Raw genomic sequence first — 25,242 nt, 5'->3', positions numbered from 1 at the left:
TTCTTCTGCCGGTCCATCATCCGCCAGACGAAGGGTGTGAAGATGAGTTGCATGGCCAGTTCCATCTTGCCGCCGGGCACCACAATGGTGTTGGCGCGGCTCATGAAGCTGTCTCCAATCATGCTGCGCAGGTACTGAAAATCGATGCCCTTCGGGTTGGCGAAAGCGGATCACCACCATGCTCTCGTCGGCGCTGGGAATGTCTCTGGCAATGAAGGGGTTGGAGGTGTCCACCATGGGCACGCGCTGGAAGTTGACGTGCGTGTGGTTGAACTGCGGGCAGATGTAGTTCACATAGTCGGGCATGCGGCGCAGGATGGTGTCGGTCACCGCCTCGGTGCTGTAGCCACGCTGCTTCTTGTCACGGTAGAGTTTTTGAATCCACTCCAGGTTGATGACCGGTACCACGCCCACCAGCAAGTCTGGGTGCTGGGCGATGTTGACCTCGGGTGTGACCACCGCACCGTGCAAGCCTTCGTAAAACAGCAGGTCGGTGTTGGCGGGCACGTCTTCCCACGGCGTAAAGGTGCCCGGGCTTTGCTTGTAGGGCGCGGCCTCTTCGGTGTCGTGCAGGTACTTGCGGCGTCTGCCGCTGCAGGTGGTGGCGTAGTCCCGAAACAGGGCTTCAAGTTCGGGAAATGATTGTTTTCCGCCCGAAGTGGCTAAGTTTTTGTTGCCGGCTTTTTCGGCTTCGACCAGCAGCTTCATCTCGGCACGGTCGCGGCGGTGAAAGCTGTCACCTCGATCACGGCAGCGCTGACACCTTCGCGGCGAAAGATGTTTTCGAAGGTCCGGGTCACCGACGTGGTGCCCGCCCCGGAAGAACCGGTGATGGCGATGATGGGATGGCGTGCAGACATGGTTGCTCCTAAGTTATAAATATGTTGGTAAAAATGGCCTCTAGCCCTCGTACTTATTGGACGAGCTGTTATTAAACGAATAGCATTGCGGGACAGATTTTTAGCTCTGTCCCCAACTGATCAGAAGCGTGCGTCGCGAAACAAGCTGCGCTCGGTAAACAAGGGGTTGTCCAGTTCGTGCTTGATTGGCTCGGCGTGGTAACGCTCGATGCGCTCCACCTCATTTTTGGAGCCAAACACCAGACCAATGCGCTGGTGCAGGCTGGTGGGTTGCACGCCCAGCATGGGCACCTCGCCGGTGGAGGCGCGGCCTCCGGCCTGTTCCATGAGCATGCCGATCGGATTGGCTTCGTACAGCAGGCGCAAGCGGCCGGGTTTGCTGGGGTCTTTGGTGTCGCGCGGGTACAGGAATACGCCACCCCGCATCAGAATGCGGTGGGCCTCGGCCACCATGCTGGCAATCCAGCGCATATTGAAGTCTTTGGCGCGCGGGCCCGACTTGCCGGCCAGGCATTCGTCCACATAGCGCTTGACAGGAGCCTCCCAAAAACGGGCGTTGGAGGCATTGATGGCGAACTCGTGCGTATCAACGGGAATCTGGATGTGCGGGTGGGTCAGCATGAACTCGCCCAGCGTGGGGTCCAGCGTGAAGCCATTGACGCCATCGCCCACCGTCAGCACCAGCATGGTGGTGGGGCCATACAGCGCGTAACCTGCGGCCACCTGCATTGCGCCAGGTTGGAAGAAATCGGCCTCGGTCACGTCACGCTGCTGGTCACGCGGCATGTCGTCCAGATCCTGCGGTGCGCGCAACACCGAGAAAATGCTGCCAACCGACACGTTCACATCAATGTTGCTGGAGCCGTCCAGCGGGTCAAACACCAGCAGGTATTTGCCCCGTGGGTACTGGCCGCGGATCTGGTAGGGCACATCCATCTCTTCCGAAGCCATGCCCGCCAGATTGCCCGCCCATTCGGTGCGGCGAATGAAAACATCGTTGGACAACACGTCCAGTTTTTTCTGGGTTTCGCCCTGCACATTGACAGAGCCGCCCTCCTCTGCGGCATGGTTACCCATGACGCCACCCAGCTCGCCAAACGCCACCGCGCGGGCAATGGCCTTGCAGGCGATGGCGACGTCTAGTATCAGGGCGTTGAAGTCGCCGCTGGCGCTGGGGAAGCGGCGGCGCTCTTCTATCAGGAACTGGGTCAACGTGCGGCGGTGGTTGTTGTAGCTCAGTGGCATGGTGCAGTCTCGGTTGATATGAAATTATTCGGTAGGGTGTGCGGCGCGGCGCAGCGCGCTTATGACCGTGCGGTAGCCGCCATCGGCATCGGGGGCGCCAAACACGGCGCTACCGGCCACGCAGGTGTCGGCCCCGGCCCGCACAATCTCGTGGATGTTGTCGACCTTGACCCCGCCATCCACCTGCAACCATATTGGCTGGCCGCCGGCGGCCTGGTGCGCAGCTATGCGCTGGCGCACCGCGCGCAGTTTGCCCAGTGTGGAAGGAATGAACTTTTGCCCGCCAAAGCCCGGGTTCACGCTCATCAGCAGAATCATGTCCAGCTTGTCCATCACGTGGTCCAGCCAATCGGTAGTTGTTGCCGGGTTCAGCACCAGGCCGGCCTTGCACCCGTGTTCCTTGATCAGCTGCAGCGTGCGGTCCACATGCCGGGAGGCCTCGGGGTGAAAGGTGATGATGTTGGCACCGGCCTTGGCAAACAAGGGAATCAGCGCGTCCACCGGTTCCACCATCAGGTGCACATCGATAGGGATGGTGACATGGGGTCGAATAGCCTCGCACACCAGCGGGCCAATGGTCAGGTTGGGAACATAGTGGTTGTCCATCACGTCAAAGTGCACCAGGTCCGCACCGGCCGTTTGAATGGCGCGAACCTCTTCGCCCAGGCGGGCAAAGTCGGCCGACAAAATGCTGGGGGCCAGGCGGAGAACAGGCGCTTGCGCGGGGGAGTCTGTCATGGTTTGGCTTTCATGGAGGTTTGTTTTTCAGCATGCCAGTTGCGCAACTGGGCCAGGTTGACCTGGCTCAAATCAGGCACCACGCGCAGCGCGGCGCCAAAGTCATGGTGCGCGGTGTAGGTGGTGGGTGTGATGATGGTGGCCAGGCCAGCGGCCGTAGCGGCGCGCAGCCCGTTGCTGGAGTCCTCCAGCGCAATGCAATCGGTGGGACTCAGTTGGATCGCGGCCAGCATCTGCAAATACACCTGCGGATGCGGCTTTTTGACGGGCGCGGTGGATGCATCGCCAATGGCGGTGAAGTTCAGGCGCCAGTCCGCTCCTATGGCCCGGCGCATCAGGGCGGCGATGTTCACAGGCGATGTCGTGGTGGCAATGGCCAGTTGCAACCCCTGGGCCAGCGCTTCGTCCATCAGCTTGAGCACACCCGGGCGCAGACTCACAGCGCCGTCATTCACTGCGGCCTCATACGCGGCTGTCTTGAGCGCGTGCAGCTGGTTCACGGTATCGTTCAACGCCATGGCACCGACTTCGCGCATATCGGCCCGGGTGGTTTTCCAGTAATGCAGGATGCGCTCTTTGCCACCTGAAATGTCGAGCAGTTCGGTGTACAGCGCCTCATCCCACACCCAGCCCATGCCCATCTCGGCGAAGGCGTGGTTAAACGCGGCCAAATGTGCACTCTCGGTGTCGGCCAGCGTGCCATCGACATCAAAAATCAGGGCTTGAAGGGTGCTTGCAGACATGGGTATTGTTCAGTACAACGACGGACAATTGGGATAAACGGGCTTCATATCAGTGAGGAATGATTTACTTTAATAGCCTTAACTCATAAACTCCAATCATGTTTTATTGAAAACTCATCAGACTAATCTGATGAAACGGAGACCTCTGATGCGCCCATATACCCTGAAGCAAATCCAGACCTTTCTGGAAGTGGCGCGCCAGCGCTCGGTCTCCAAAGCGGCCGAGCGGCTGTTTGTGACCCAACCCGCCGTGTCCATGCAAATCCGCCAGTTGGAGGATACTTTTGGCGTACCCCTGATCGAACCAGTGGGTCGCAACATCGGGCTGACCCACGCTGGCGAGGCTTTTCAGACCTATGCCATTGCCGCCATGGGCCAGCTCAAAGACCTCGAAGCCCTGATGGCCGAGCATGTGGGTCTGCGCAAAGGTCGTATTGATCTGGCCCTATTCAGCACCGCCAAATCTTTCATTCCCATGCTCCTCTTGCACTTTGGCAAGCTGTTTCAGGGCATTGACATCCAGCTCAAGATCGACAACCGTGAAAACATTCTGGGACTGCTCGCGCGGAACGAGGCCGACCTGGTCGTCATGGGTCGCGCGCCGGCCAACCTGGACTGCGAAGCCACCCCCTTTGCCACCAACCCGCTGGCTATCGTGGCCGCTCCCGACCACGTTTTGGTGCGCCGCAAACAGTGGCCATTTTCAGCGCTGGGGGAACACCGGTTTGTTGTGCGCGAAGAAGGCTCAGGCACGCGCGCGGCGATGGAACGCCTATTTGCCGAGCACCAAACACCCTTGAACGTAGTGATGGAAATGCCCAGCAACGAAACCATCAAGCAGGCCGTGATGGCCGGCATGGGCCTGAGCTTTCTGAGCCTGCGCACGGTGCGCCATGAGTTGGCCAGCGGCCACATTGCGCTGGTCGATATTGCAGGGTTGCCATCCATGGGGCATTGGTATGTGACCCACATGCGCCACAAAAAGCTCTCCCCGGCTGCGCGTGCCTTCAAGGAGTTTTTGATTGAGCAGGGCGGCGCGCTGATGGATTCGTGGAGCTAGCGACTTTGAAACTGCGGCCAAAGAAGCATTCCAGTGGAATACGCCGCTACCTGCTGTCGACCTCTATGTCTCCATAAAGGTCGAGGTGTTCGTCGCGTCGATATCGATCCCAGAGCTTTTCCAAGGCATGAACTTCGTCAAGGGAAGCGATGCGAAAGCGGCTCAAAGCAAAAATCATGGCCCGTACCGACACCTTGGGTCGGGCAGCCCGGCTCTTTATCCCACAATGCGAGCAGGTCATCAACGGCGGCAAGATACTGTGCTCTGTCCGAATTGTCTGAAGCATGCCATCGAGCTGATTCCGCAATTCAATAAGTTGCAGCATTGACATTGATGGATTCCAATTGCGACGCAAGAGATCGATCAATTCTGGGAACCAAGTTCGCTGTGCATCACCGGCTGGCATTTGGTAACCCAGTCGCTTGAAAGTTACGGTCGGCAATAGCCCCGTAGCTGTCAGTGGGAGCGTCATCCACTCCAGGTCCACGAGGCATGGCGCCTTTTTGCGAGACTCCCAAAATGGGAACTTCGATTTTTTCGGAGCGTTGGGGATCGCCTCCATCAATTCATCACAAAAACCTGATCTTACAAGAAACTTATTTGAATTTTCATTATGAATAGCCTTGCCTATAGTCAGGTCCATCGCCACCCGCTGACCTATTCAACTGGAGTTTCCCCATGGACCAAAGCAACCGCTACGCTGACCTGAGCCTTAAGGAACACGACCTGATCTCGGGTGGTCGACACATATTGGTGGCCTACAAGATGAAGCCCAAGGCCGGCCACGGCTACCTGGAAGCGGCGGCGCACTTTGCGGCCGAGTCGTCCACCGGCACCAATGTCGAGGTGTCCACCACTGACGAATTCACCAAGGGCGTGGACGCGCTGGTTTACCAGATTGACGAGCCTTCCGAGGAGATGCGTATCGCGTATCCGATTGACCTGTTTGACCGCAACATGACGGATGGCCGCATGATGATCGTGTCATTTTTGACGCTGGTGATCGGCAACAACCAGGGCATGGGCGATATCGAACACGCCAAGATGTACGACTTTTATATGCCGCCGCGCGCCATCCAGCTGTTCGATGGTCCGAGCAAAGACATTTCTGACCTGTGGCGCATTCTGGGTCGCCCGGTCAAGGACGGCGGCTACATCGCCGGCACCATCATCAAGCCCAAGCTGGGCCTGCGCCCCGAGCCCTTTGCCGCCGCAGCCTATCAGTTCTGGCTGGGTGGCGACTTCATCAAGAACGACGAGCCGCAGGGCAACCAGACCTTTGCGCCGATGAAGAAGACCATTCCCCTGGTCTACGACGCCATGAAGCGGGCCATGGACGAAACCGGTGAGGCCAAAATCTTCTCGGCCAACATCACCGCCGACGACCATTACGAGATGCTGGCGCGCGGTGAATTCATCCTGCGCACCTTCGGGCCTGACGCCGACAAGGTGGCTTTCCTGGTGGACGGCTACGTCGGCGGCCCCGGCATGATCACCACGGCGCGGCGCCACTTCCCCAACCAGTACCTGCACTACCACCGCGCCGGCCACGGCGCCGTCACCAGCCCCAGCGCCAAGCGCGGCTACACGGCCTATGTGCTGGCCAAGATGAGCCGCCTGCAAGGCGCATCGGGCATCCACGTGGGCACCATGGGCTACGGCAAGATGGAAGGCAGCAACGACGACCGCGCCATTGCCTACATCATCGAGCGAGACAGCTACAGCGGCCCGGCCTACCACCAAGAGTGGTACGGCATGAAGCCCACTACGCCCATCATCTCGGGCGGCATGAACGCGCTGCGCCTGCCCGGATTCTTCGAGAACCTGGGTCACGGCAACGTCATCAACACCTCGGGCGGCGGCTCCTACGGCCATATCGACTCCCCTGCCGCAGGCGCCACCTCACTGCGCCAGGCCTATGACTGCTGGAAGGCCCGGGCCGACCCTATTGAGTGGGCTAAGGAGCACAAAGAATTTGCCCGGGCGTTTGCGTCCTTCCCCGGCGACGCCGACAAGCTGTTCCCGGGCTGGCGCGAAAAGATTGGCGCACATCGATGAGAATGTATGCCCCCACGCTTGTCACTTCGTGTACTGCCCGGCCCTGCGGCGAAACCCATGCACCCTTCCTTTGCGCGCCATGACAATTCCCTTCTACCAGCCCCAAGGCAACGAGGTAGCCCTATTCGAAGCCGCCTACGCGGCCCGCCTGCCGGTGATGGTCAAAGGCCCTACCGGCTGCGGCAAGTCGCGCTTCATCGAGTTCATGGCGCACCGGTTGGGTAGACCCCTGATCACCGTGGCCTGCAACGAGGACATGACCGCCAGCGACTTGGTGGGGCGTTACCTGCTGGACGCCGGGGGCACCCGCTGGCAAGACGGCCCACTGACGGTGGCCGCGCGCACCGGGGCGATTTGCTACCTGGACGAAATTGTGGAGGCGCGACAGGACACCACGGTGGTGATTCACCCGCTGACCGACCACCGCCGCCAGCTGCCGCTGGACAAAAAGGGAGAGACGGTTCACGCGCACCCGGATTTTCAGCTGGTGATCTCCTACAACCCCGGCTACCAGAGCCTGCTCAAGGACCTGAAACCTTCCACCAAACAGCGCTTTGCCGCATTTGAGTTTGCGTACCCCAACGCTGAGCTGGAAGCGCAGATCGTTAGCACCGAGACCGGGATCGACACCCCACGCGCCGCGCAGCTGGTGCAGATTGCTCACGCGGCCCGCCAGCTCAAAGGACACGGACTGACTGAGGGCATATCCACCCGGCTGCTGGTCTATGCCGCCACACTGATCGTGGGCGGCGTGGCACCGGGGGACGCCTGCCGCATGGCGCTGGTGCGCCCCATCACCGACGACGCCGACATCCGCCAGACGCTGGACCACGCCATTGATGCTGTGTTCGCTCCTACAAATTGAAACCTGGCGCAAGCAGCTCGATTGCAATTTCCCCGCAGTGCAAGCGGTGTTTGCCGACTGCATGCTGGAGGCCACCCAAGTACTCGGTCCTGCTGGCATGGAGGCTTACGTCGATTGCGCCCGCGCCCTGGGCAAAATGGGCCGCGGCCCCGAACCGGTGCTGGCGCTTTTGCAGGAGTGGCCGCAAGTAGCCCACACGGTGGGAAGCGCCGCCGCCCAAGACCTGTTGGCCGACGTTGCCGCCCTGCTCACCGCCATGCAAAAGTCGCCCAACAGCACCGCCATGGCCCCGCTGCTGAGCACCCTGGCTGCCGTGGCGCGGCGCCTGCAGGGCGCAGACCCGCTGCACCACTACCTGCATGTGGTCAGGGACGTGATGTCGCGCACCAGCGTGTCCATCCACGGCCACCACACCACCTTTGCCAGCCCCGGCCTACCGGTGTTGCTGGAGCATGCGCCCCAACTGCTGGGGCCGCTCACCGTGGCGGGGCTGGCGCGCTGGGCCAACTACGGCGCACGCCACTACCAGCACCACCCCGACAAGCAGCGCGCCTACTTTGCCTGCGCCCTGCCCGACAGCCGCGCCGTACTCCAGCGCGAACGCCACGGCACGCTGCTGGTGGACGTGGAGCGCCAGTTAGACCTGACGCTGCGCGCCCTGTGGCAAGACCAGGCCCCCCTGCACGCCTACGCCACCGGACTGGCCGATGCGCCCACACCAGCGCCTTGGAGCACGCAACACACCGCCAACGACAGTGTCTGCCTGCCCGATGTGTACGACACCCTGAATAACATCAACGGCCTGGACCGCTACCGCGTGGCGCTGGCCCACATGGCCGCGCACCGGCGCTGGAGTGGCACGCTGGTGGCCGACAACCTGAGCCCCCTGCAGCGCCTGACCACCGAATGCCTGGAAGACGCCCGCATCGACCACTTGCTGCTGCACCACTACCCCGGCCTGCGCCCGCTCTTGCTGGCGCTGCACCCGCGCCCGGTAGAAGGCGCTTGCGACCCCGCCCAGGTCAGTTGCCTGCGCCACCGCCTGGCAATGCTGTCCCTTGCCTTGCTCGACCCCGGCCATGCTTACCGGGATGCAGACCTGATTAACTGCGTGGACACTTTCCACGACCTGCTGAATGGCAGCGATTCCAGCACCCAGGCCATGCAAACGCTGGCCCTGCAACATGCCGCCCGCACCCGCCGCCAAAGCGACCAGCTGGCACGCGTGTTTTTTGAAAACACCGTGGTCAGCTACCGCGACGACAACCGCCACCTGTGGACCTTTATCGAAGCCGGCGATGAAGAAGACAGCTTCAACGCAGAGCGTCCGCCGCCGGAGCAGGCGGTGCACGGTCTGCCGCCGCGCCACTACCCCGAGTGGGATGCTGCCAGCCAAGCTTATCGCCCCGACTGGGTCAGCGTCTATGAGGCCCTGCACCCCAGCGGCGACGCCCGCCACATCGACGCCCTGCTGGCCCAGCACGCCGGTCTGGCACGCCAGTTGCAAAAACTGCTGGACCTGCTCAAGCCGCAAAATCGTGTGCGCATTCGCTACCAGGAAGAAGGCAGCGAGTTGGACCTGGACGTGGCCATCCGGGCACTCACCGACTGGCGTGCTGGCGCCCAACCCGACCCGCGCATTCTGATGAGCCACCGCAGCAAGGACCGCAGCATCGCGGTGCTGGTGTTGCTGGACTTGTCGCAATCGCTCAACGACGCCGTGCCCGGCACCAGCCAGACCCGCCTGGCCCTGAGCCAGCAAGCCGTGGCCCTGCTGGCCTGGGCCATGGACCGGCTGGGCGACCCGTTTGCTCTGGCGGGCTTTCACTCCAACACCCGGCACGACGTGCGCTACCAACACATCAAGGGCTTTGGCGAAAATTGGGACGATGTGCCCAAGGCCCGGCTGGCCGCGTTGCAAGCGCAGTACTCCACCCGCATGGGCGCCGCCCTGCGCCACGCCGCGCGCACCCTGGGCGCGCAAACGGCCGACAAAAAACTCCTGCTGGTGCTGACCGACGGCCGCCCGTCGGATGTGGATGTGAGTGACGACCAATCCCTGGTGTTGGACACCCGCCAGGCTGTTCAAGAACTGGCGCAGCAAGGCATCCACAGCCACTGCATCAGCCTGGACCCGCAAGCCGATGCCTACGTGCATGACATCTTCGGCCACCACGCCACCGTGGTGGACCGCATCGAGCAGTTACCGGAGCGGATGACGCGGCTGTTTGTCAGCTTGACGCGGTAACAAGGTGCAGTAATCCGCTGCCAGGGCGTTCGAGGTCAAATCGGGCTGTAGCCCTCGAATTAATGTGGTAGTGGGGATAGGAAATTCAACCGCATGAGACCAAGTATTGCACGGATTTAGGGCTACCGAGGCGCTCTGATTTGGTGGGTTTTAGGGTGCCGCAGGTGGCCCGCAGGCGCGCTGGGTGCGTGCAAGTGCGGTGCGGCGTGCTGATCGACGAATACCAGCGCAGCAAGGCCTACAAGAACATCTTCTCGGCTGGCGTCTGCGTGGCCATTCCGCCGGTGGAAGCCACGCCGGTTCCCACCGGGGCGCCCAAGACCGGCTACATGATCGAGACCATGATTTCGGCCATCGTGCACAACATTGCCGACGAGCTCAATGGCAGCACCGCCAGCACCAAGGCTACCTGGAACGCCATTTGTCTGGCTGATTTTGGCGACACCGGTGCGGCCTTTGTGGCTCTGCCGCAAATACCGCCGCGCAATGTCAACTGGTTCAAGAAAGGCAAATGGGTTCATCTGGCCAAAATTGCCTTCGAGAAGTACTTCATGCGCAAGATGAAGAACGGCACTCCGGAACCCATCTACGAGAAGTACGTGCTCAAGGCGCTGGGCATCGTGCGCTTGATTCGTTGAGACGTTTTTTACGCCAGAATGGGTGTCTAGCCCTCGTAAAATATGTTTAGTTAGCTATCAAAAAACATAGTAAATCGACCGTACCTGTTTTCAGCTTGGCAGTGCCGCGGCCACAGTGCGCAACGCGGCGCTATCGCGGATGTGAATGCGTTCGCGCCAGCTCTACCCAGCCCTCGCGCTCGAAGCGGCGCAGCAGGCGCGACACCATTTCCCGCACCGTGCCCAGCTCGTCGGCCAGTTCCTGGTGGGTGAGCGCCAGGTCGGGCCCCGGCCCAGCAGGGCAGCGGCCAGGCGTTGGTCCAGGCGCTGGAAGGCCACGGCGTCGATCGGTCCGGTCAGGTCTGCCATGCGCTCGGCAAACAGGCCCAACACGGCATCGCGAAAGGGGGTGTCTCCAGCCATTGGTTAAACAGCACCGGTGGAATCAGCAGTAGCGTGGTCGGCTTGGTGGCTGTGCCGGTGGCCGACAGCGGCAGGCTGCGAAAAAGGCTGGCGCTGGAGGCCAGGCACAGTTCACCCGGCACCACGCGGTACAACTCCAGTGAGCGTCCGTCGCTGGAGTGGCGGCTGACCTTGACTTCGCCTTCCAATACCAGCGGGAAACCCCTGCAGGCGGTCTGTGCGCTGAACAACACCGTACCTGCGGTTGGCCCCGGTGCTGCCGTTGCCGGCCAAATCATCCAGGATAGGGCAGTCAGGGCGGGCGTCACCATGGCAGTTCTGCAGCAGGTCTTGCAGGGAGCGCTGCATGGCCTGCATGGCAGCCATGCGGGTGTTCAGCTCATCCATGTGCTTCTGGGCGATGCGCTTGACGCTGGCGCTGGCACGGCTGCGGTTGTGCCACAAACCCACCAGCTCGGAAATCTCGGCCATGGAAAAGCCCAAGTCACGGCCGCGCTTGATAAAGCGCAGAGTGTGCACATCGCCGGGCGTGTATTGGCGGTAGCCGCTGTCGGTGCGGTTGACCTGCCCCAAGAGGCCCAACGATTCGTAATGGCGCAGCATTTTGCCGAAACGCCAGACTGGCGTGCCGCCTCGCCAATGGCAATGGGGCCTGAGTTCCCGGTGAGCCCGTTGGACTCAGTCGGCAACGGCATAGCCTTCTTCGGCAATCGCTGCTGCCAGCGCCTGGCGTGGCTGGTTGGATTGCACTTGCACGCTGTTTTGGCTGCGGTCGATCACCACCTGGGCCTGTGGGTCCACCTGTTGCAGCGCTTGGGTCACGGCCTTTTCACAATGGCCGCAGGTCATGCCGGTTACGGTAAAGGTTTGGTTCATGGGGGTTCCTTGTGGGGTTGTTGAATCAGAAGAGCCACAGTTTGAACCTTACCACGGTGGGAGAGTCAAGCACTTGTCCTTCCGCACTTGACCTTCCTATGGCGGGAGGGTTTAGGCTACACACCATGGAAACAAACCCTACTCCCTCCGCCGCCGGCGCTACGCTGGACATCGGCATTGGCGGCATGACCTGCGCATCCTGCGTCGGCCGCGTTGAGCGCGCCCTGAAAAAAGTCCCCGGCGTGCAGGACGCATCGGTCAACTTGGCTACAGAATCCGCCCGTATTGTTTTTGCGGGCGATGCGCAGATGCCGGTACGCCTCAAACGCGCCGTGCGCGACGCTGGCTATGAGCCGCGCAGTCCGGCTGAGGTGGATGCCCTGGAATCGGTATCACCGTGGGCCGGATTTGGCCCGGTGGCACTGGGTGCGCTGCTGTCGTTTCCGTTGGCACTGCCCATGGTGGGTGACTGGTTTGGCCAGCATTGGATGTTGCCAGCCTGGGTGCAGTTTGCGCTGGCCACGCCGGTGCAATTCATACTGGGTGCGCGCTTCTACAAGGCCGGCTGGCACGCCGTGCTGGCGCGCAGCGGCAACATGGACCTGTTGGTGGCCATTGGCACGACTGCGGGCTGGGCCTTGTCGGTGTGGTTGTGGCTACAGGCCGGCGATGGTGCCATGGTGCACCTGTACTTTGAAGGCTCCGCCGTGGTTATTACCCTGGTGCTGCTCGGCAAGTGGTTGGAGGCGCGTGCCAAACGCCAGACCACAGCCGCCATCCGCGCGCTGCATGGGCTGCGCCCAGATATAGCCCATGTGCTGGGGCGCAACGGTGAAGTGGATATGCCCATTGCAGAGGTCATGCTCGGTGACCGTCTGGTCGTCAAGCCCGGCGAACGCTTTCCGGTGGATGGCATCTTGCAAGAAGGCACAACCCAGGTGGATGAGTCCATGCTCACCGGCGAACCACTGCCGGTGCGCAAAGACGCCGGGGATGGACTCACCGGTGGCTCCATCAATGGCGATGGCCGCGTGGTGCTGCAAGTGACGGCGGTCGGTGTGGACACAGTGCTGTCGCGCATCATCCGCTTGGTAGAAGATGCCCAAGCCGCCAAGGCGCCGATTCAGCGTCTGGTAGACAAGGTCAGCGCAGTGTTCGTACCCGTGGTGCTGGTGCTGGCTTTGCTCACGCTGCTGGGCTGGTGGCTCAGCGGCCATCCCTTTGAGATGGCGGTCATCCATGCGGTGGCGGTACTGGTTATTGCGTGCCCCTGCGCACTGGGCTTGGCCACACCGGCGGCCATCATGGCGGGCACCGGCGTGGCAGCCCAGCATGGCATCCTGATTAAAGACGCCCAAGCGCTGGAATTGGCGCACAAGGTCGATGTGGTGGCTTTTGACAAGACCGGCACGCTGACGGTGGGCCAGCCGCGCCTGACCACCCTGGCGTGTGCGGAAGGGGTTGATGAGACTTCGGTCATGCAGGCTGTGGCCAGCCTGCAAAGCGGCAGCGAACACCCGTTGGCGCGCGCTGCCTTGGCCGCTGCCAAGGAACGCGGCGTGGCGGTTATTGCACCGGATGCCGTGCGCGCCGTGCCGGGCCGCGGCAGTGAGGGAGAGGTGGGCGCCAGAAGCTACTTGATCGGAAGCTTGCGCTGGATGGAGGAACTGGGTGTGCGCTTGGGGATGCTTGCCACCCGTGCACAGGAGCTTCAGGCGCAGGGGTTCACCGTGTCGGCCGTCGCTGAACGCACCACAGAAGGCTTGACGTTGAAGGCCATCATGGCCTTTGGTGATGAACCCAAGCCCGGTGCCCGTGAGGCCCTCGAAGCGCTGCGCGCACGCGGAATCCGCACGGTGATGATCTCCGGTGATAACCGGGGCGCGGCCGAAGCCATGGCCCGTCGCTTGGGGTTACGGCCTGAAGAAGGCGAGGTGATGGCAGAAGTGCTGCCGGGCGACAAGGCATCACTGGTGGCCGGACTCAAAGACGGCGGCCACACCGTTGCCATGGTGGGTGACGGCGTCAACGACGCACCCGCGCTGGCGGCGGCCGATGTGGGCCTGGCTATGGGCAACGGCACGGATGTGGCCATGCACGCAGCCGGCATCACACTCATGCGGGGGGACCTGAGTTTGGTGGCTGCGGCGTTGGATATATCGGATCGCACCGTGGCCAAAATCCGGCAGAACCTGTTTTGGGCGTTTTTCTACAACGTAGCCGGTATTCCTCTAGCGGCGCTGGGCTACCTCAGTCCGGTGGTGGCGGGAGCCGCCATGGCGATGAGCTCGGTGAGCGTCGTGACCAACGCCTTGTTGCTCAAACGCTGGCGACCGGGGCGGTAAAGCCACCGTCCAATCCGCAAAAGACGCGGTTCTTCGCACCCAGTTGCACACTGTCGCAAACCACTGGTAACGCAGGGGACGGGTGCCTACAGTTCGCTCATCGGGTCAGCTTGACCCAGTAACCGGAGCCCACCATGTCGAACTTTGCCACCAGCCCCCGTTTCAGTTTTGCCGGATTTGCTTTCGCCGTTGCCATGACCCTGGTCCTCAATGGCAGCATGTTGGTCGGCTTTGACCGCATGGCCCACAATGCCCAGCCGGCCGATCTGACCACCGCCGCAACACGCATGGCCAAAACGGCACCCGTACTGCCTGCTGTGCAGCTGGAGCGTGTGGTTGTTGTCAGCCGCCGTGCTTGATTGGATATTGCAGTGAAAGCCTTCTTCAAGGACAACCGGGGTTTCATCGCCTTTCTGGTCTGCTTTGGCTTTTTCCGCCTGGCTATTGCCGACTGGAACCCCATTCCCTCTGGCTCCATGCGCCCCACATTGCTGGAGGGCGACGTGGTATTGGTAGACCGGCTGGCCTATGACTTCAAGTTGCCGCTGACCGACACGGTGCTATTTTCCACCGGAACACCGCAGCGCGGCGACGTAGTGACATTCAACTCCCCCACGGACGGTACCCGCCTGATCAAACGGATGGTGGCTGTGCCAGGTGACGTGGTGGAACTGCACGATGGCTTGCTCACCGTCAATGGCGAGCGGGCATCGTATGACAGCGTTCACAGCCATCAAGAGCCACTGGACAACGGCGCATCCACCCGGGCCTTGCAGGCCACGGAGCACCTGGCTGGCAGCACACGTACGGTGCAGTTTTTGCCTGACGTAATGGCCCGGCGCAACTGGGGCCCCGTGGTGGTCCCGGGCGATCAGTACTTCTTCCTGGGCGACAACCGTGACAACAGTGCCGACTCACGCTACATCGGCCTGGTGCCTCGCCACCTGTTGATCGGTCGGGCCCATCACATTGTGGTGTCGGCAGCCATCAAGGAAGACTGGCAACCCCGGATGGAGCGCACTGCGCAGCGTATCCAGTAACCGTGCAGCGCGCCCAGAGGCCGATGCCTGTTTACCGCGTGGCTTGCAGTGGCTTGAGGAAGCCTTGCAGGCTGGCCCGTTGCACCTCCCGGTAACTTGCGCACAGGCGCACTGTTTCCACTGATTGCTCCAGGGACTTTGCCATGCCGTCCACAGCAGCCAGGTGCGGGGTGAACAGGTTGACCATCCGCTGGGCCTGATCACGCGAGCAGCTGCCGGTAAACATCTGCGGAAAGCGGGCCACCATCTCGTTGGGCAGCTTGTGTGACAACTCTGTGAAATGCTTCTCCATGAACTGGAACAAAGGCTCTGGCCCAACCGCCGCACGGCCACGGCCGCGTACGGCGGTCATGACCTCGCGGATGTCATGCTGTGGCGATAACCACAGTTCCCGTGCAGCTTGGGACAGTGAAGGTTTGCGAAAGCCGCCCAGTGCAGCATAAATATCGGCGCGTTCGCGCCGGTCGGGGTTGTCGTGTACGGCAGCCAACAGGGCATCAAAATAGGCTTTGTCACCCGACAGCGCCGCCACGTGCAGCACCATGGCGCGGCTGTTGACGGGCAGGCTTTTGCGGTCTTTGAGCCAAGCCTTTGCCAGTTTGGTGGCTTGGGTTTGCAGACCGGCATCTTGGCCCAGTTCGGCAAAACGTCCCACCCAGTTTGCTCGCAACAGCCGGTCATCGGCCGAGTCTGTGGGTCGGTCCAGCAGACCCAAACTGCGTGCCCGTTCACCAAAGGCTTGCTGCCACAGGGCCGCGTAAGCCGAGCGTTGTTTGGGTTCCAGTAGCGGCTCGACATGGGCAATCAATCCCAAGGCGGTGGTTGTAACTTCCCGTGAAGGATGGCCGGCAAAACGGGTGGCCATCGACAGGGCTTCGGCGACGCGCAAGTCACCGGACTCGGTCAGGGCCTTGGCATCGTCCAGGTTGGCCAGCAACTCGGGCACGCTCAGATCAGCCGTGTTCATCAGCGTGCGCATGGCACCCGGGGCATATACGGATCGGTAATAGCCCGAACCTCCCGCGTTGGCCTGCACCCACGCTGGGCAGGTGCTGTCCGCCAGGGGCAGTTCCCCCGTCTTGCCCTTGAGCAAAACTTGTGCTGCGCCAGCGGGTGTGCGCACCTTCACCGGCACTTCCCACAGGGGACTGTTGGTGGCTTCGCTACCAGCGGGCAAAAAGCGTGATTGCGATAGTTTCAGCAGAGGCTTTGCGCTGCAATCCAGTGCCACCGTTACGCGCGGAACGCCAGGCTGGTGGGTGAAAGTCTTGAAGGCCGTAGCCAGTTCGGTGTCGCCCTGGGCCAGCGCGGCGACAAAGTCTTCGCCGGTGGCGTTACCCCACGCGTGCTTGGCCATGTAGCGGCGCACACCGGCCTGGAAGCGATCGGCGCCCAACCAGTTTTCGAACATGGCCAGCGTAGCCTGGCCTTTGCCGTATACGATGGCGGCCACCTGTCCACCCAGCGGGTCACCTTGGGAAAAACTGCCGGTCACCGGCTGGTAAATTTGCGAGGTGGATAGCAGTCGGTCGGTCTGCATGGCCCAGGCCCGTGCATCCTGTGTGCCACTTTCGTGGTACTCAGGGGCCATTTGGCTGGTGATCTTGTCGGCCATCCACGAGGCAAAGGACTCGTTAAGCCACAGGTCATCCCACCAGGCCATGGTCACCAGGTCACCAAACCACATATGAGCCAGTTCATGGGCTTGGGTGGAGACAAAGTAGCGTTTGAATGGTGCAGACTCTTCCCCTTGTTTGGCCAACAGGCGCAGGGAAGAGAATGTGACCAACCCGGGGTTTTCCATGGCGCCAAAGCTCAAAGTCATGGGCAGTGCCATCACATCGAGTTTTTCATAGGGATAGGGTGTGCCAAAGTAGGCCTCCAGCCGACCCAGGATTTCGGGCGTCATACTGGCGGCAAACCTAGCTTCATGAGCACGACCGCGTGGCGTTATGAAACGCACGGGCGTCTTTCCGGCCATGCCGCCATCCAGAATGTCGAATGGCCCTACGCCAAACGCCAACAAATAGCTTGGCAGTGGCTTTGTGGTCTGAAATTCCACACGTTTTTGGCCGTTGCTTAGCAGCACTTCGCGCGCCATGGGAGCGCTGGCCACGGCCGTCATGCCTTGTGGAATCGTCAGAGATAGCGTCCACGGCACTTTCCAGCCCGGCTCGTCAAAACCGGGGAAGGCCCGACGCGCACTGATGGACTCAAACTGGGTAAAGGCATACCAGTCGCCACCCTCTTTCTGACGGAACAGCCCTTGGCTGTCCTTGTCTTCCAGTCGTCCGCTGAACGCCACCGTCAGCAAGCCCTGGCCTGCAGGATAGGGGGTGTCGAATTCCAGGTCCATCAGGTCCGAATTGCGGATACGGGCGCGGGCTACATAAGTCTTGCCGCCCAGCTCCAGTCGAGCCGACGTGACGGTGATTTCAGCCGCATTGAGCCGGATAACCGTGCCGGGTTGGGTGATGGTGACGTCAATGCCCACCTCGCCCTGGTGGCGTTCCTGGTTGGGGTCTACGGTGAGCGCCAGTCGGTAAGCGGTGGGTGTTACGCCACTGGGCAGGCGCAGGGGGAGTACATCTTCAGCGGCAAATGCCTGCAGTGATAACAGACACGAGAACACCAAACCAGCGATCAGCTTCATGCGATGGGTCTTTCCGGTAGAGAGATTGGCCCCAACGGTGCGGGAGGCGGACAGGGTACTCCGCCGCCGCATGCTCTGGCCGCACTGGATTGCAGGCGGCCCCCGCTGGGAACGGGATTGGCGTTTATACCGCAGGTCCGGGGCCGGCCTTGCGCTCGCGATTTTTGCGCCGGGCGTCCAGGTGCCAGGCCAGGAAGGGCAGTAGCAAGATGGAGCCGGGCAGTGCCCAGATGATCAGGTAGGGATAAACCGCCGATGCGGCGCGCAGCATGCGCTGCAAATCACGTCTGTCCTGCGTTGTCCATTTCAACCCATTGCGCGGCTTCATCAGTAAAGGAATGGCACCCTTGATCTTGCCCAGTTCAACACGCATGCGGTTTTTTTCGCGGCTATTGCCGGCTAAAAACGAATGGAACCAGCCGGGGGCATGGCGCAACCGCGCTTGGTACGAGATCGTCTTGTCCGGATCAAACGCCGCCGCAGGAGGAAGCGATGCCGGCTCCGCAGCAGATTCTTGGGTGGAAGGTTTGGGCTGTCCCATGGAGTGAATTATCCGGTATCCGGTTCACAGTGTACGCAAGCCGGTGCTGGCCCAGTCCCGCACGCGGGTCCAACTACTCCACAAGGAAAATGCCCGGCGGGCGGTACGCAACACCGCGCGGGGCTGCCAGATGAGCAATGTCACCACTGCAGCAGTGACCAGGCCGGGGTGGGCCGTTAACCAGACCTGGGCTTTATGCGCCAGTGCGCGACCACGGTCCACGGTTTGCAAGGCGGTGCCCAGGGGCTGCAGTGAATCGGCCAATTGACCGCGTTGGCTGGCTATGCGTTCACGCAGCCGCCCACGCTGCACATACAAATCAATCAGGCGCTGGTCCATGGCGGGAAGCGGCTTTGAGTTGGCGCAGGTCTTCCTGCAGTTCGGCCAGACTGGTGGCAAACAGAGGTTCGGTCTTGCTGGCTGTGCTGCGCATGGTGAAGTAGAAATACAGTGCCAAGGCCCAGAACAGGCCACCCGCCAACGCGACCACGATCAGACGTTGCTCCCAGAACAGCAGGGTGATTGCAATGACGACAAGCACCACGCCCAGCGCCACACAAAACAGCATGGATAACGCCAGCATGAGCTGGCGCATGGCCGTGACGCGTCCGACCTCAATCTCGTTGCCCAGCAACTCCAGGCGTGTCTGCCCGATGGCCAGCAGCGAGGCTGCCTTGGCCATGACAGAACTCCAGGTACTGGAGCTGCCTTGCGGGTTTGTTGCCATCGGGAGCTGTCAGCAGGGATTAACGGCGGCCCAGGATGAAGCCGACCAAAAAGCCCACGCCAGCACCAATGCTCACGGCTTGCCATGGGTTATCGTGAACGTAGTCGTCGGTGGCCTGTGCAGCGGCACGGGTCCGCTCCACCAGTATGGCCTCGGCCGACGCCAAGCGGGAGCGAGCGTCTTTCAGCCGGGCTTCAATGCGGGCGCGCAGCTGGGCAATCTTGTCTCCCGACTGGTCTGCAGTGGCCAGGAGCATGTCCTAGGCATCAACAATCACGGCCCGGATATCGTTTACGAGCCTTTCCTGCGAGCCCATGGGGGAGGTTGGGGAGTCAGACATTGTGCGAACCTTTCAAATAAATGGGTTTGGGGTGAAAGGGTAGCAGATTCAGTGCGGTCCGCGTCAAAACCCGAATCGCAATAACCTTAGGCGCGATTCGCGGCAGTTAGTGTTTGCGCTTGACCAGCAGGTTGCGCTTGGCATCTTCGGGGCGGGCAAAGGTCACCGCACCATTGCTCACCTTGCCCATGACCAGCATGTTCGGCGAGATTGCATCCTTGTCGTCGCGGCTGAAGGGGTGCTCATAGGTGGCCACTACTCCATAGTAGACGCGGGAGATATTTTCCAGAGCGGCCTTGAGTACCGGCCCGGTGGGGTTGCCGTCGCGCACGCCAAACAGTGAAAAAGCCAGCAAGTAGGTGCTGTCGTAACCCTGGGCCGCCGCCATGGGCACGGCCATGGGCTGTTGAAACTTGTGGCGGTATGCACTCAGAAATGCCGCCCGGCGTTCATTGCTGGGCTCGGCGATGAAGGTCTGGGCCATCATGGCGCCCTCGGCTGCGTCTTTTGCACCGTTGATGAAGAAGGGGAACGACAGCGGCCAGGCGCCCACTTGCGGAACCTTCCATTTCAGTTCTTTGCGCCCAACCGCAATGACTGCGTTCTCAACCCCCACGGTGTAGCTGAACACTACATCGGCTCCGGCCTCGCGCGCGGCCGTGAGTTCAGTCCGCAAGTCTTTTACGCCCAGCGGGAAGCGCGCTATGTGCACGGCCTTGAGGTTTTTTGCCGCCAGCGCGGCCACCACGTCCTTCAGCCCGGCCTCGCCGTAGCCGGTGGTGTCAGCAAAGATCGCTACATGGGTCCAGCCACGTCGAACAATGTCCTCCACCACATAGGGGGCCTGGATGGCGTCGCGCGCCGAGGTTCGAAAGATGTAGCTTTCCGGGGCCGGGTATTGGGTGGTCAGTGGTGTGCCGGTGGCGCAGGGGATGATCAGTGGCAATTTGGCATTTTGAAACACCTCCAGTGACTTTTGCGCCACGCCGGTGTTGCAAAAGCCAATGGTGGCGGCAACGCCTGCGGCAACCAGTTCTTTTGCACCCTTGAGGCCAATGTCAGGGTTACCCTGGTCGTCCTTGATGACCAGTTCCAGATGGCGCCCCATGTAGCCACCCACCGCGTTGATTTCTTCCGCTGCCAATTGGATGCCCTGTAGCATGGGCACGCCAAAGTCGGACGAGGGTCCGGTGAACGGACCAATCACGCCCACCTTCAGCGTGGGTCCGCCCTGGGCTGATGCCGCCAGTGACAGGCACAGGGCGACCGTGCCAACAAGTCCCGATAGCCAAACCTGGGTAGCGCGCATCTTTTTCTCCGGATAGTGGGTCCGAGCGCAGTCTAGACCCCCGCCTGGTACCGCAGACGGAGGTTTACCCTGATTTTTAGCCAGCCGTCAGGGCTTTGTCAGGCCCAATCGCATATGACGAAATGTGCATCTAGCCCTCGTCGAATATACGTAATGCACTATCAATTTAATAGTATTGGATAGTCGATATAGCCTTTGGCGCCGCCCCCGTAGAAGGTGGCGCGGTCGGGTGCGTTCAGTGGGGTGCCCTCGCGCAGGCGCCGGGTCAGGTCCGGGTTGGCGATGAAGGGTCGGCCAAAGGCCACCAGGTCTGCGCCTTCGGACAGAGCTACGTCTGCCAGGCTGCGGTCATAGGCGTTGTTCACCATCCAGGCCGCCTGGCCACCAGCGGCGCGGTAAGCCGCGCGCAGGGCAGCGTAATCAAACGGGGCATCACCCTGGGTGAAATCACGTGGGCCGCCGGTAGAGCCTTCGATGAAGTGTAGGTAAGCCAGCTTCAGGGGGGCCAGTTGTTGCACCACATGGGTGAACAGCGCCTGGGGTTGGGGGTCAAAGGCGTCATTGGCCGGTGTGACGGGCGAGAGGCGCAGGCCCACCTTGCCGGCACCAATTTCGTCGCATACCGCCTGCATGACTTCGACTAGCAGCCGCGCACGGTTGGCGATGGATCCGCCATAGGCGTCGGTGCGGTGGTTGGAGCCTGAGCGCATGAACTGGTCCAGCAAGTAGCCATTGGCGCCATGCACCTCCACGCCGTCAAAGCCGGCGGCAATGGCGTTGCGTGCGGCGCGGCGGTAGTCGGCCACGATACCGGGCAGCTCTTCCAGTTCAAGTGCGCGTGGTGCCGAGGTGTCCTGGAATTGCGGAACACCGTCCTTGATCAGCACCGTCTTGGTCTTGGCGGTCAGGGCGGAAGGGGCCACCGGCGCCTGGCCGCCGGGTTGCAGGTCCACATGCGAGACCCGTCCCACATGCCACAACTGCACCACGATCTTGCCGCCTGCAGCGTGGACGGATTCTGTGATGGGCTTCCAGGCGGCAACTTGCGCGTCGCTCCAGATACCGGGCACATCCGAGTAACCCTGGCCCTGGTGGCTGATGGCCGTGGCCTCGGTGATGATCAGACCGGCACCGTCTTTGGGGTTGGCGCGCTGGGAGTAATAGGTGGCCATCAAGGCATTGGGCATGGCGCCGGGTGCCCGGTTGCGGGTGAGTGGTGCCATGACGACGCGGTTGGACAGGGAGAGTTGGCCGGCCTGGAGGGGTTCGAACAGTTGGGTCATTGAGATTGCTTGTGGTGGATAAAAAAAGCCAAAAAGTACGAATGGAGGACTGACTTTACTGGCGTTCGGAAATCAGATGCTTCCAATACTGCAGAATGCAAGTCATGCCATACGACTTGGGCCCTTCGTTTTGACACCTGTGCGACACATCTGGTTGCAGGCCCTGCTGCTGTCGCTGGGAGCCGCCGTGTCCCTGGGCATCACCCGCTTTGCCTATGGCCTGCTGTTGCCGGCCATGCGTGCCGACCTGGCATGGTCCTACACCCTGGCCGGGGGCATGAATACGGCCAATGCCTTGGGCTACTTTGTGGGTGCGCTAATGACGCCCAAGTTGCTCGCGCGCTGGGGCGCCAGCACCGTGCTGGTGGTTGGGGCCTTTTTGTCCAGTATTTTCATGGCGTTGAGCGGTTTTTTCATAGAGACCGATCCGCTGCTGCTGCAGCGCTTTCTGGCCGGCGTGGCCAGTGCACTGGTGTTTATTGCCGGTGGTCTGCTGGCGGCACGCCTGGGTGCACAAGCGCCATCCCGCAGCGGATTTTTGATCGGCCTGTACTACGGTGGCACTGGCTTCGGAATTGCTTTGTCGGCAGTGCTGGTGCCCTGGGCACTGGACGCCAGTTCCACACAGCTGCATGGTTGGCGCTGGGTATGGTGGTTGCTGGCTCTGGTCTGTCTGCTGGCCAGCGCGGCCCTGGTCATTCCCGCACGTGCCATGGCGCGTTTTACGGTACCCACCACGCAGGCTGGCACGGGCGCGCCCGTGCATTTTCGCTGGCGTGCGTTTGGCTATGCATTGGCCGGCTACACCCTGTTTGGCGTGGGTTATATCGGCTACATGACCTTCGTGGTGGCCCTGCTGCGCGAGCAGGGCAGCAGCGCCGTGGAAGTAACGGTTTTTTATGCCTTGCTGGGGCTGGCGGTGGTAGCGTCTTCACGTATCTGGGCGGGTCTGCTGGACCGTCATCGCAGCGGGCGTGCGCTGGCTATTTTGAATGGTTTGCTGGGCGTGGCAACCATCCTGCCTGCGCTCACCCAGTCGTGGCCGGTGGTGCTGGGCTCTGGTTTGCTGTTTGGTGGGGTGTTCCTGTCGGTCGTCGCGTCGACCACCGCACTGGTGCGCCACAACTTGCCGCATGCGGCGTGGGCTGCGGGTATCAGCGCCTTTACGATCGTATTTGCGGCGGGCCAAATTATCGGGCCCACGGTGGTGGGCTGGATAGCCGACGGCCCCGGTGGCTTGGCGCGGGGGCTGGTGTACTCTGCTTTGGCGCTGTGGCTGGGCGCGGTACTGGCCTGGCGGCAGCCAGCCTTGTGAAGGCTGACCTGCTTTAAGGCCTCGTCGCTCAGTCGGTTTATTGCTTGACAGCTTCGATCTGAACGATCATTCGCACGTTCTTGGGGAAGCCCCATTTGATTCCATAGTCCATGCCAAAGGCGGTACGGTCGATGGTCGCGTCAAAATCACCACCACAAACCTCCCGCTTGGACTGGGGACTTTGGTAGCAGTTGAACTGGTTGGCCTTGAGGGTGACGGGTAGGGTCTTTCCCAGCAGGGTCAGGTTACCCTGCACTTCGGTGACCTTGTCGCCGTCAAACACGAACTTGTCAGACACAAATTTGATGGTGGGATATTTCTCGGCATCGAACAAATCGGGGCTGCGCAGGTGCTTCTCAAACGACGCAAAGCCGGTGTTGATGGAGGCTGCGTCCACGCTCACATCGACTTTGCCGCTCTTGCCGGTGCGGTCGAATTGCACGGTGCCCTCTTTTTTGTCGAATCGACCGCGGTTGGTTGAAGTGCCAAAATGGCCAATCTCAAACGACACAAAGGTGTGGGAGGGGTCGATGGCGTAATTGGCCATTTCGGCGTGGGCCACGGCGGACAACAGGGTGGTGGCGACTGCCAGGCCAAGTAGGGATTTACGCATGTTCGATTGCTCCATTAAAAACAAGGGTTGGGGAAAGAAATCAGAATTTACCGACACCGGTCAGCGCCAGCTTGAACTTGACCTGCACATCATCGGCCACCATGGACGTATCGGCCCATTCTTTTTCGCCGATCTTGTACGCCAATCGCTTTAAGGTGAATGTGCCATTGGCCGTGGTGGTTGTGCCGGTTTGGGTCAGCGTGAAAGGGACGACCGTATCCTGGCTGGCGCCCTTGATGGCGAGCTTGCCTGCCACTTCAAACTTGCCGCCGCCCAGTGCCTTGATGCTGCTGGACTGAAAGGTGGCCTGTGGAAACTTGGCGGTGTTGAACCACTCGGATTTGGGCAGCTCTGAATCTGTTTCTGGTGAGCCCAGCGTGGCACTGGCGATGTCCACCGTAAAGGCGATCTTGCCAGTCTGCGGCTTGGCTGGGTCGAAGGCAATTTGGGCATCAAACTTTTTGAAGTGCCCCTCTACCGGCACGCCCATTTGCTTGGTGACAAAAGCAATCTCGCTCTGCGCTGGAACGAGCTTTTGCTGGGCCTGCGCGGCCACGCTGCCCAAGGTAGCCAGCAAAAGAATGGCCGTAGTTCTGGCAAAAGGGGCAATGGTTGTGGAATGGGTCATGCGGTTAGTCTGTTAAGGGGTATGGGTGAAAGGGTGCGGGGGTTCAGCGTTTGCCGGGCAGTATGCGCGCCAGGAGGCCGTCCTTGTCGATCCAGTGGTGTTTCAGGGCTGCAGCTACATGCAGCACCACCAGTCCAGCCAGGGTAAACGCCGCAATGGCGTGCCAGGGTTTGATCAACTCGGCCAGCGCCTTGTCGGGCGCCACAAAGTCGGGCAGTGGCAGCACGCCAAACACCACAATGGGGAAACCGGCAGCCGAGCTGTAGCTCCAGCCAATCAAGGGCACCGCAAAGAACAGCGCATACATCAACACGTGGGTGGCCTGGTAGACCTGCATCTGCCAGCCCGGCATGGCCAGGGTTACGGCTTGCGGCAGGGGTGGTGGGCGGTGGGTGAGGCGCCACAGCAGGCGCAAGGTCGACAGGGTCAGCACCGTGATGCCGGCCCATTTGTGCCAGTTGTAAAGTTTGAGGCGTTGGGGCGAAAACGGCAGATCGGCCATGTACAGCCCCATGGTGAACATTCCCACCAATGCAAGTGCCAATATCCAGTGCAGCAGCATAGAAAAACCGTTGTACCGGCGGGATGCTATATCAGTGTTCATGCGGGCAAATGTGTGGACAAAAATACCTGCAAGCCAACAGCGGCTTGTGATGGTTGGAAGTCTAGGGCTGCAAATCGTTCATAAATTTCAAATTACTTGACGCAATGTTTC

Annotated in this window: 25 protein-coding genes and 3 pseudogenes; 9 read left to right on the top strand and 19 right to left on the bottom strand. The window is 61.2% G+C overall.

Going from position 1 to position 25,242, the window contains the following annotated elements:
- The 4 genes and pseudogenes from IPI80_RS04510 to IPI80_RS04495 all read right to left on the bottom strand — a co-directional run.
- A pseudogene (locus IPI80_RS04510) lies at positions 1 to 860 on the bottom strand (phosphoribulokinase); the annotation flags it as partial.
- 120 nt (positions 861 to 980) lie between these two features.
- Positions 981 to 2,105 (bottom strand): class 1 fructose-bisphosphatase, encoded by a 1,125-nt coding sequence (locus tag IPI80_RS04505; protein WP_413857542.1) that lies wholly within the window; start codon positions 2,103 to 2,105, stop codon positions 981 to 983.
- A gap of 24 nt (positions 2,106 to 2,129) precedes the next feature.
- A complete protein-coding gene (rpe, locus tag IPI80_RS04500; protein ID WP_413857540.1) occupies positions 2,130 to 2,843 on the bottom strand; it encodes a ribulose-phosphate 3-epimerase in 714 nt (237 codons plus the stop codon).
- The gene (locus IPI80_RS04495; RefSeq protein ID WP_413857538.1) at positions 2,840 to 3,586 is read right to left on the bottom strand and encodes an HAD-IA family hydrolase; all 747 of its coding nucleotides are present in this window, start codon (positions 3,584 to 3,586) and stop codon (positions 2,840 to 2,842) included. Before IPI80_RS04495 ends, rpe begins: the two co-directional genes overlap by 4 nt.
- 148 nt (positions 3,587 to 3,734) lie before the next feature.
- Between IPI80_RS04495 and IPI80_RS04490 the strand changes: the two genes are divergently transcribed.
- Positions 3,735 to 4,646 carry a LysR family transcriptional regulator gene (locus IPI80_RS04490; RefSeq protein WP_413857536.1) on the top strand — a complete coding sequence of 304 codons (912 nt, stop codon included), beginning with the start codon at positions 3,735 to 3,737 and terminating at the stop codon, positions 4,644 to 4,646.
- Between the two features lie 46 nt (positions 4,647 to 4,692).
- Here IPI80_RS04490 and IPI80_RS04485 read toward each other — a convergent pair whose 3' ends face one another.
- Positions 4,693 to 5,289: a hypothetical protein gene (locus IPI80_RS04485; RefSeq protein WP_413857534.1), complete on the bottom strand. Its 597-nt coding sequence runs from the start codon at positions 5,287 to 5,289 to the stop codon at positions 4,693 to 4,695.
- A gap of 35 nt (positions 5,290 to 5,324) precedes the next feature.
- On the opposite strand from IPI80_RS04485, the gene IPI80_RS04480 reads away from it, so the two are divergent.
- The 4 genes and pseudogenes from IPI80_RS04480 to IPI80_RS04465 all read left to right on the top strand — a co-directional run.
- Entirely contained in the window at positions 5,325 to 6,704 is a 1,380-nt protein-coding gene (locus IPI80_RS04480; RefSeq protein ID WP_413857532.1) for a ribulose-bisphosphate carboxylase, read from the top strand.
- 79 nt (positions 6,705 to 6,783) lie between these two features.
- Positions 6,784 to 7,569 (top strand): CbbQ/NirQ/NorQ/GpvN family protein, encoded by a 786-nt coding sequence (locus tag IPI80_RS04475; RefSeq protein WP_413857530.1) that lies wholly within the window; start codon positions 6,784 to 6,786, stop codon positions 7,567 to 7,569.
- On the top strand, positions 7,544 to 9,817 hold the full coding sequence (locus tag IPI80_RS04470; RefSeq protein WP_413857528.1) for a nitric oxide reductase activation protein NorD: 2,274 nt from the start codon (positions 7,544 to 7,546) through the stop codon (positions 9,815 to 9,817). Before IPI80_RS04475 ends, IPI80_RS04470 begins: the two co-directional genes overlap by 26 nt.
- 197 nt (positions 9,818 to 10,014) lie before the next feature.
- Positions 10,015 to 10,455 (top strand): annotated as a pseudogene (locus IPI80_RS04465) (NAD(P)/FAD-dependent oxidoreductase); the annotation flags it as partial.
- A 130-nt stretch (positions 10,456 to 10,585) separates the two neighbouring features.
- Here the strand turns inward: IPI80_RS04465 and IPI80_RS04460 are convergent.
- The 4 genes and pseudogenes from IPI80_RS04460 to IPI80_RS04445 all read right to left on the bottom strand — a co-directional run bounded on the left by IPI80_RS04460 (position 10,586) and on the right by IPI80_RS04445 (position 11,733).
- A complete protein-coding gene (locus tag IPI80_RS04460) occupies positions 10,586 to 10,672 on the bottom strand; it encodes a hypothetical protein (RefSeq protein WP_413857610.1) in 87 nt (28 codons plus the stop codon).
- A 118-nt stretch (positions 10,673 to 10,790) separates the two neighbouring features.
- Positions 10,791 to 11,135, bottom strand: coding sequence for a Crp/Fnr family transcriptional regulator (locus IPI80_RS04455; protein WP_413857526.1), 345 nt, complete (start codon positions 11,133 to 11,135; stop codon positions 10,791 to 10,793).
- Positions 11,119 to 11,552 (bottom strand): annotated as a pseudogene (cueR, locus tag IPI80_RS04450) (Cu(I)-responsive transcriptional regulator); the annotation flags it as partial. The gene IPI80_RS04455 and the pseudogene cueR, both read right to left, overlap by 17 nt.
- Positions 11,536 to 11,733 carry a heavy-metal-associated domain-containing protein gene (locus tag IPI80_RS04445; RefSeq protein ID WP_413857524.1) on the bottom strand — a complete coding sequence of 66 codons (198 nt, stop codon included), beginning with the start codon at positions 11,731 to 11,733 and terminating at the stop codon, positions 11,536 to 11,538. The gene IPI80_RS04445 and the pseudogene cueR, both read right to left, overlap by 17 nt.
- A gap of 125 nt (positions 11,734 to 11,858) precedes the next feature.
- On the opposite strand from IPI80_RS04445, the gene IPI80_RS04440 reads away from it, so the two are divergent.
- The 3 genes from IPI80_RS04440 (at position 11,859) to lepB (ending at position 15,118) form a co-directional block, all read left to right on the top strand.
- Positions 11,859 to 14,078, top strand: coding sequence for a heavy metal translocating P-type ATPase (locus IPI80_RS04440; RefSeq protein WP_413857522.1), 2,220 nt, complete (start codon positions 11,859 to 11,861; stop codon positions 14,076 to 14,078).
- A 134-nt stretch (positions 14,079 to 14,212) separates the two neighbouring features.
- Positions 14,213 to 14,437, top strand: a complete 225-nt coding sequence (locus tag IPI80_RS04435) for a hypothetical protein (RefSeq protein ID WP_413857520.1) — start codon at positions 14,213 to 14,215, stop codon at positions 14,435 to 14,437.
- A 12-nt stretch (positions 14,438 to 14,449) separates the two neighbouring features.
- Positions 14,450 to 15,118, top strand: a complete 669-nt coding sequence (gene lepB / locus IPI80_RS04430; protein ID WP_413857518.1) for a signal peptidase I — start codon at positions 14,450 to 14,452, stop codon at positions 15,116 to 15,118.
- 31 nt (positions 15,119 to 15,149) lie between these two features.
- On the opposite strand, the gene IPI80_RS04425 is transcribed toward lepB, so the two are convergent.
- The 7 genes from IPI80_RS04425 to IPI80_RS04395 form a co-directional block, all read right to left on the bottom strand.
- Positions 15,150 to 17,771, bottom strand: a complete 2,622-nt coding sequence (locus tag IPI80_RS04425; RefSeq protein ID WP_413857516.1) for a M1 family metallopeptidase — start codon at positions 17,769 to 17,771, stop codon at positions 15,150 to 15,152.
- 124 nt (positions 17,772 to 17,895) lie between these two features.
- Positions 17,896 to 18,312 carry a hypothetical protein gene (locus IPI80_RS04420; RefSeq protein ID WP_413857514.1) on the bottom strand — a complete coding sequence of 139 codons (417 nt, stop codon included), beginning with the start codon at positions 18,310 to 18,312 and terminating at the stop codon, positions 17,896 to 17,898.
- Positions 18,313 to 18,336: 24 nt separating this feature from the next.
- Complete coding sequence (locus IPI80_RS04415; RefSeq protein WP_413857512.1) at positions 18,337 to 18,651, bottom strand: YqjK-like family protein; 315 nt, start codon at positions 18,649 to 18,651, stop codon at positions 18,337 to 18,339.
- Positions 18,632 to 19,039 (bottom strand): phage holin family protein, encoded by a 408-nt coding sequence (locus IPI80_RS04410; RefSeq protein WP_413857510.1) that lies wholly within the window; start codon positions 19,037 to 19,039, stop codon positions 18,632 to 18,634. Before IPI80_RS04410 ends, IPI80_RS04415 begins: the two co-directional genes overlap by 20 nt.
- 19 nt (positions 19,040 to 19,058) lie before the next feature.
- On the bottom strand, positions 19,059 to 19,295 hold the full coding sequence (locus tag IPI80_RS04405) for a DUF883 family protein (RefSeq protein ID WP_413857508.1): 237 nt from the start codon (positions 19,293 to 19,295) through the stop codon (positions 19,059 to 19,061).
- A 190-nt stretch (positions 19,296 to 19,485) separates the two neighbouring features.
- A complete protein-coding gene (locus tag IPI80_RS04400; RefSeq protein WP_413857506.1) occupies positions 19,486 to 20,688 on the bottom strand; it encodes an ABC transporter substrate-binding protein in 1,203 nt (400 codons plus the stop codon).
- Positions 20,689 to 20,849: 161 nt separating this feature from the next.
- Positions 20,850 to 21,971, bottom strand: a complete 1,122-nt coding sequence (locus IPI80_RS04395) for an alkene reductase (RefSeq protein ID WP_413857504.1) — start codon at positions 21,969 to 21,971, stop codon at positions 20,850 to 20,852.
- A 139-nt stretch (positions 21,972 to 22,110) separates the two neighbouring features.
- Here IPI80_RS04395 and IPI80_RS04390 point away from each other — a divergent pair, with 139 nt between their 5' ends.
- Positions 22,111 to 23,286 (top strand): YbfB/YjiJ family MFS transporter, encoded by a 1,176-nt coding sequence (locus IPI80_RS04390; RefSeq protein ID WP_413857502.1) that lies wholly within the window; start codon positions 22,111 to 22,113, stop codon positions 23,284 to 23,286.
- Positions 23,287 to 23,323: 37 nt separating this feature from the next.
- Here the strand turns inward: IPI80_RS04390 and IPI80_RS04385 are convergent, their stop codons facing one another.
- The 3 genes from IPI80_RS04385 to IPI80_RS04375 are packed head-to-tail and all read right to left on the bottom strand — an operon-like array spanning position 23,324 to position 25,131.
- The gene (locus IPI80_RS04385; RefSeq protein ID WP_413857500.1) at positions 23,324 to 23,899 is read right to left on the bottom strand and encodes a YceI family protein; all 576 of its coding nucleotides are present in this window, start codon (positions 23,897 to 23,899) and stop codon (positions 23,324 to 23,326) included.
- Between the two features lie 40 nt (positions 23,900 to 23,939).
- Positions 23,940 to 24,527, bottom strand: coding sequence for a YceI family protein (locus IPI80_RS04380; protein ID WP_413857498.1), 588 nt, complete (start codon positions 24,525 to 24,527; stop codon positions 23,940 to 23,942).
- A 43-nt stretch (positions 24,528 to 24,570) separates the two neighbouring features.
- Positions 24,571 to 25,131 carry a cytochrome b gene (locus IPI80_RS04375; RefSeq protein ID WP_413857496.1) on the bottom strand — a complete coding sequence of 187 codons (561 nt, stop codon included), beginning with the start codon at positions 25,129 to 25,131 and terminating at the stop codon, positions 24,571 to 24,573.
- Between the last annotated feature and the right edge of the window lie 111 nt (positions 25,132 to 25,242).

Source organism: Candidatus Aalborgicola defluviihabitans (assembly GCF_016705985.1).
Classification (GTDB): Bacteria; Pseudomonadota; Gammaproteobacteria; order Burkholderiales; family Burkholderiaceae_C; genus Allorhodoferax; species Allorhodoferax defluviihabitans.
This window is presented reverse-complemented; position numbering and strand designations above follow the sequence as displayed.

Coding starts and splice junctions, on each gene's coding strand:
- IPI80_RS04505 (WP_413857542.1), bottom strand. CDS start 2,105: ATGCCACTGAGCTACAACAACCACCGCCGCACGTTGACCCAGTTCCTG.
- rpe (WP_413857540.1), bottom strand. CDS start 2,843: ATGACAGACTCCCCCGCGCAAGCGCCTGTTCTCCGCCTGGCCCCCAGC.
- IPI80_RS04495 (WP_413857538.1), bottom strand. CDS start 3,586: ATGTCTGCAAGCACCCTTCAAGCCCTGATTTTTGATGTCGATGGCACG.
- IPI80_RS04490 (WP_413857536.1), top strand. CDS start 3,735: ATGCGCCCATATACCCTGAAGCAAATCCAGACCTTTCTGGAAGTGGCG.
- IPI80_RS04485 (WP_413857534.1), bottom strand. CDS start 5,289: ATGGACCTGACTATAGGCAAGGCTATTCATAATGAAAATTCAAATAAG.
- IPI80_RS04480 (WP_413857532.1), top strand. CDS start 5,325: ATGGACCAAAGCAACCGCTACGCTGACCTGAGCCTTAAGGAACACGAC.
- IPI80_RS04475 (WP_413857530.1), top strand. CDS start 6,784: ATGACAATTCCCTTCTACCAGCCCCAAGGCAACGAGGTAGCCCTATTC.
- IPI80_RS04470 (WP_413857528.1), top strand. CDS start 7,544: ATGCTGTGTTCGCTCCTACAAATTGAAACCTGGCGCAAGCAGCTCGAT.
- IPI80_RS04455 (WP_413857526.1), bottom strand. CDS start 11,135: ATGATTTGGCCGGCAACGGCAGCACCGGGGCCAACCGCAGGTACGGTG.
- IPI80_RS04445 (WP_413857524.1), bottom strand. CDS start 11,733: ATGAACCAAACCTTTACCGTAACCGGCATGACCTGCGGCCATTGTGAA.
- IPI80_RS04440 (WP_413857522.1), top strand. CDS start 11,859: ATGGAAACAAACCCTACTCCCTCCGCCGCCGGCGCTACGCTGGACATC.
- IPI80_RS04435 (WP_413857520.1), top strand. CDS start 14,213: ATGTCGAACTTTGCCACCAGCCCCCGTTTCAGTTTTGCCGGATTTGCT.
- IPI80_RS04425 (WP_413857516.1), bottom strand. CDS start 17,771: ATGAAGCTGATCGCTGGTTTGGTGTTCTCGTGTCTGTTATCACTGCAG.
- IPI80_RS04420 (WP_413857514.1), bottom strand. CDS start 18,312: ATGGGACAGCCCAAACCTTCCACCCAAGAATCTGCTGCGGAGCCGGCA.
- IPI80_RS04415 (WP_413857512.1), bottom strand. CDS start 18,651: ATGGACCAGCGCCTGATTGATTTGTATGTGCAGCGTGGGCGGCTGCGT.
- IPI80_RS04410 (WP_413857510.1), bottom strand. CDS start 19,039: ATGGCAACAAACCCGCAAGGCAGCTCCAGTACCTGGAGTTCTGTCATG.
- IPI80_RS04405 (WP_413857508.1), bottom strand. CDS start 19,295: ATGCTCCTGGCCACTGCAGACCAGTCGGGAGACAAGATTGCCCAGCTG.
- IPI80_RS04400 (WP_413857506.1), bottom strand. CDS start 20,688: ATGCGCGCTACCCAGGTTTGGCTATCGGGACTTGTTGGCACGGTCGCC.
- IPI80_RS04395 (WP_413857504.1), bottom strand. CDS start 21,971: ATGACCCAACTGTTCGAACCCCTCCAGGCCGGCCAACTCTCCCTGTCC.
- IPI80_RS04385 (WP_413857500.1), bottom strand. CDS start 23,899: ATGCGTAAATCCCTACTTGGCCTGGCAGTCGCCACCACCCTGTTGTCC.
- IPI80_RS04380 (WP_413857498.1), bottom strand. CDS start 24,527: ATGACCCATTCCACAACCATTGCCCCTTTTGCCAGAACTACGGCCATT.
- IPI80_RS04375 (WP_413857496.1), bottom strand. CDS start 25,131: ATGAACACTGATATAGCATCCCGCCGGTACAACGGTTTTTCTATGCTG.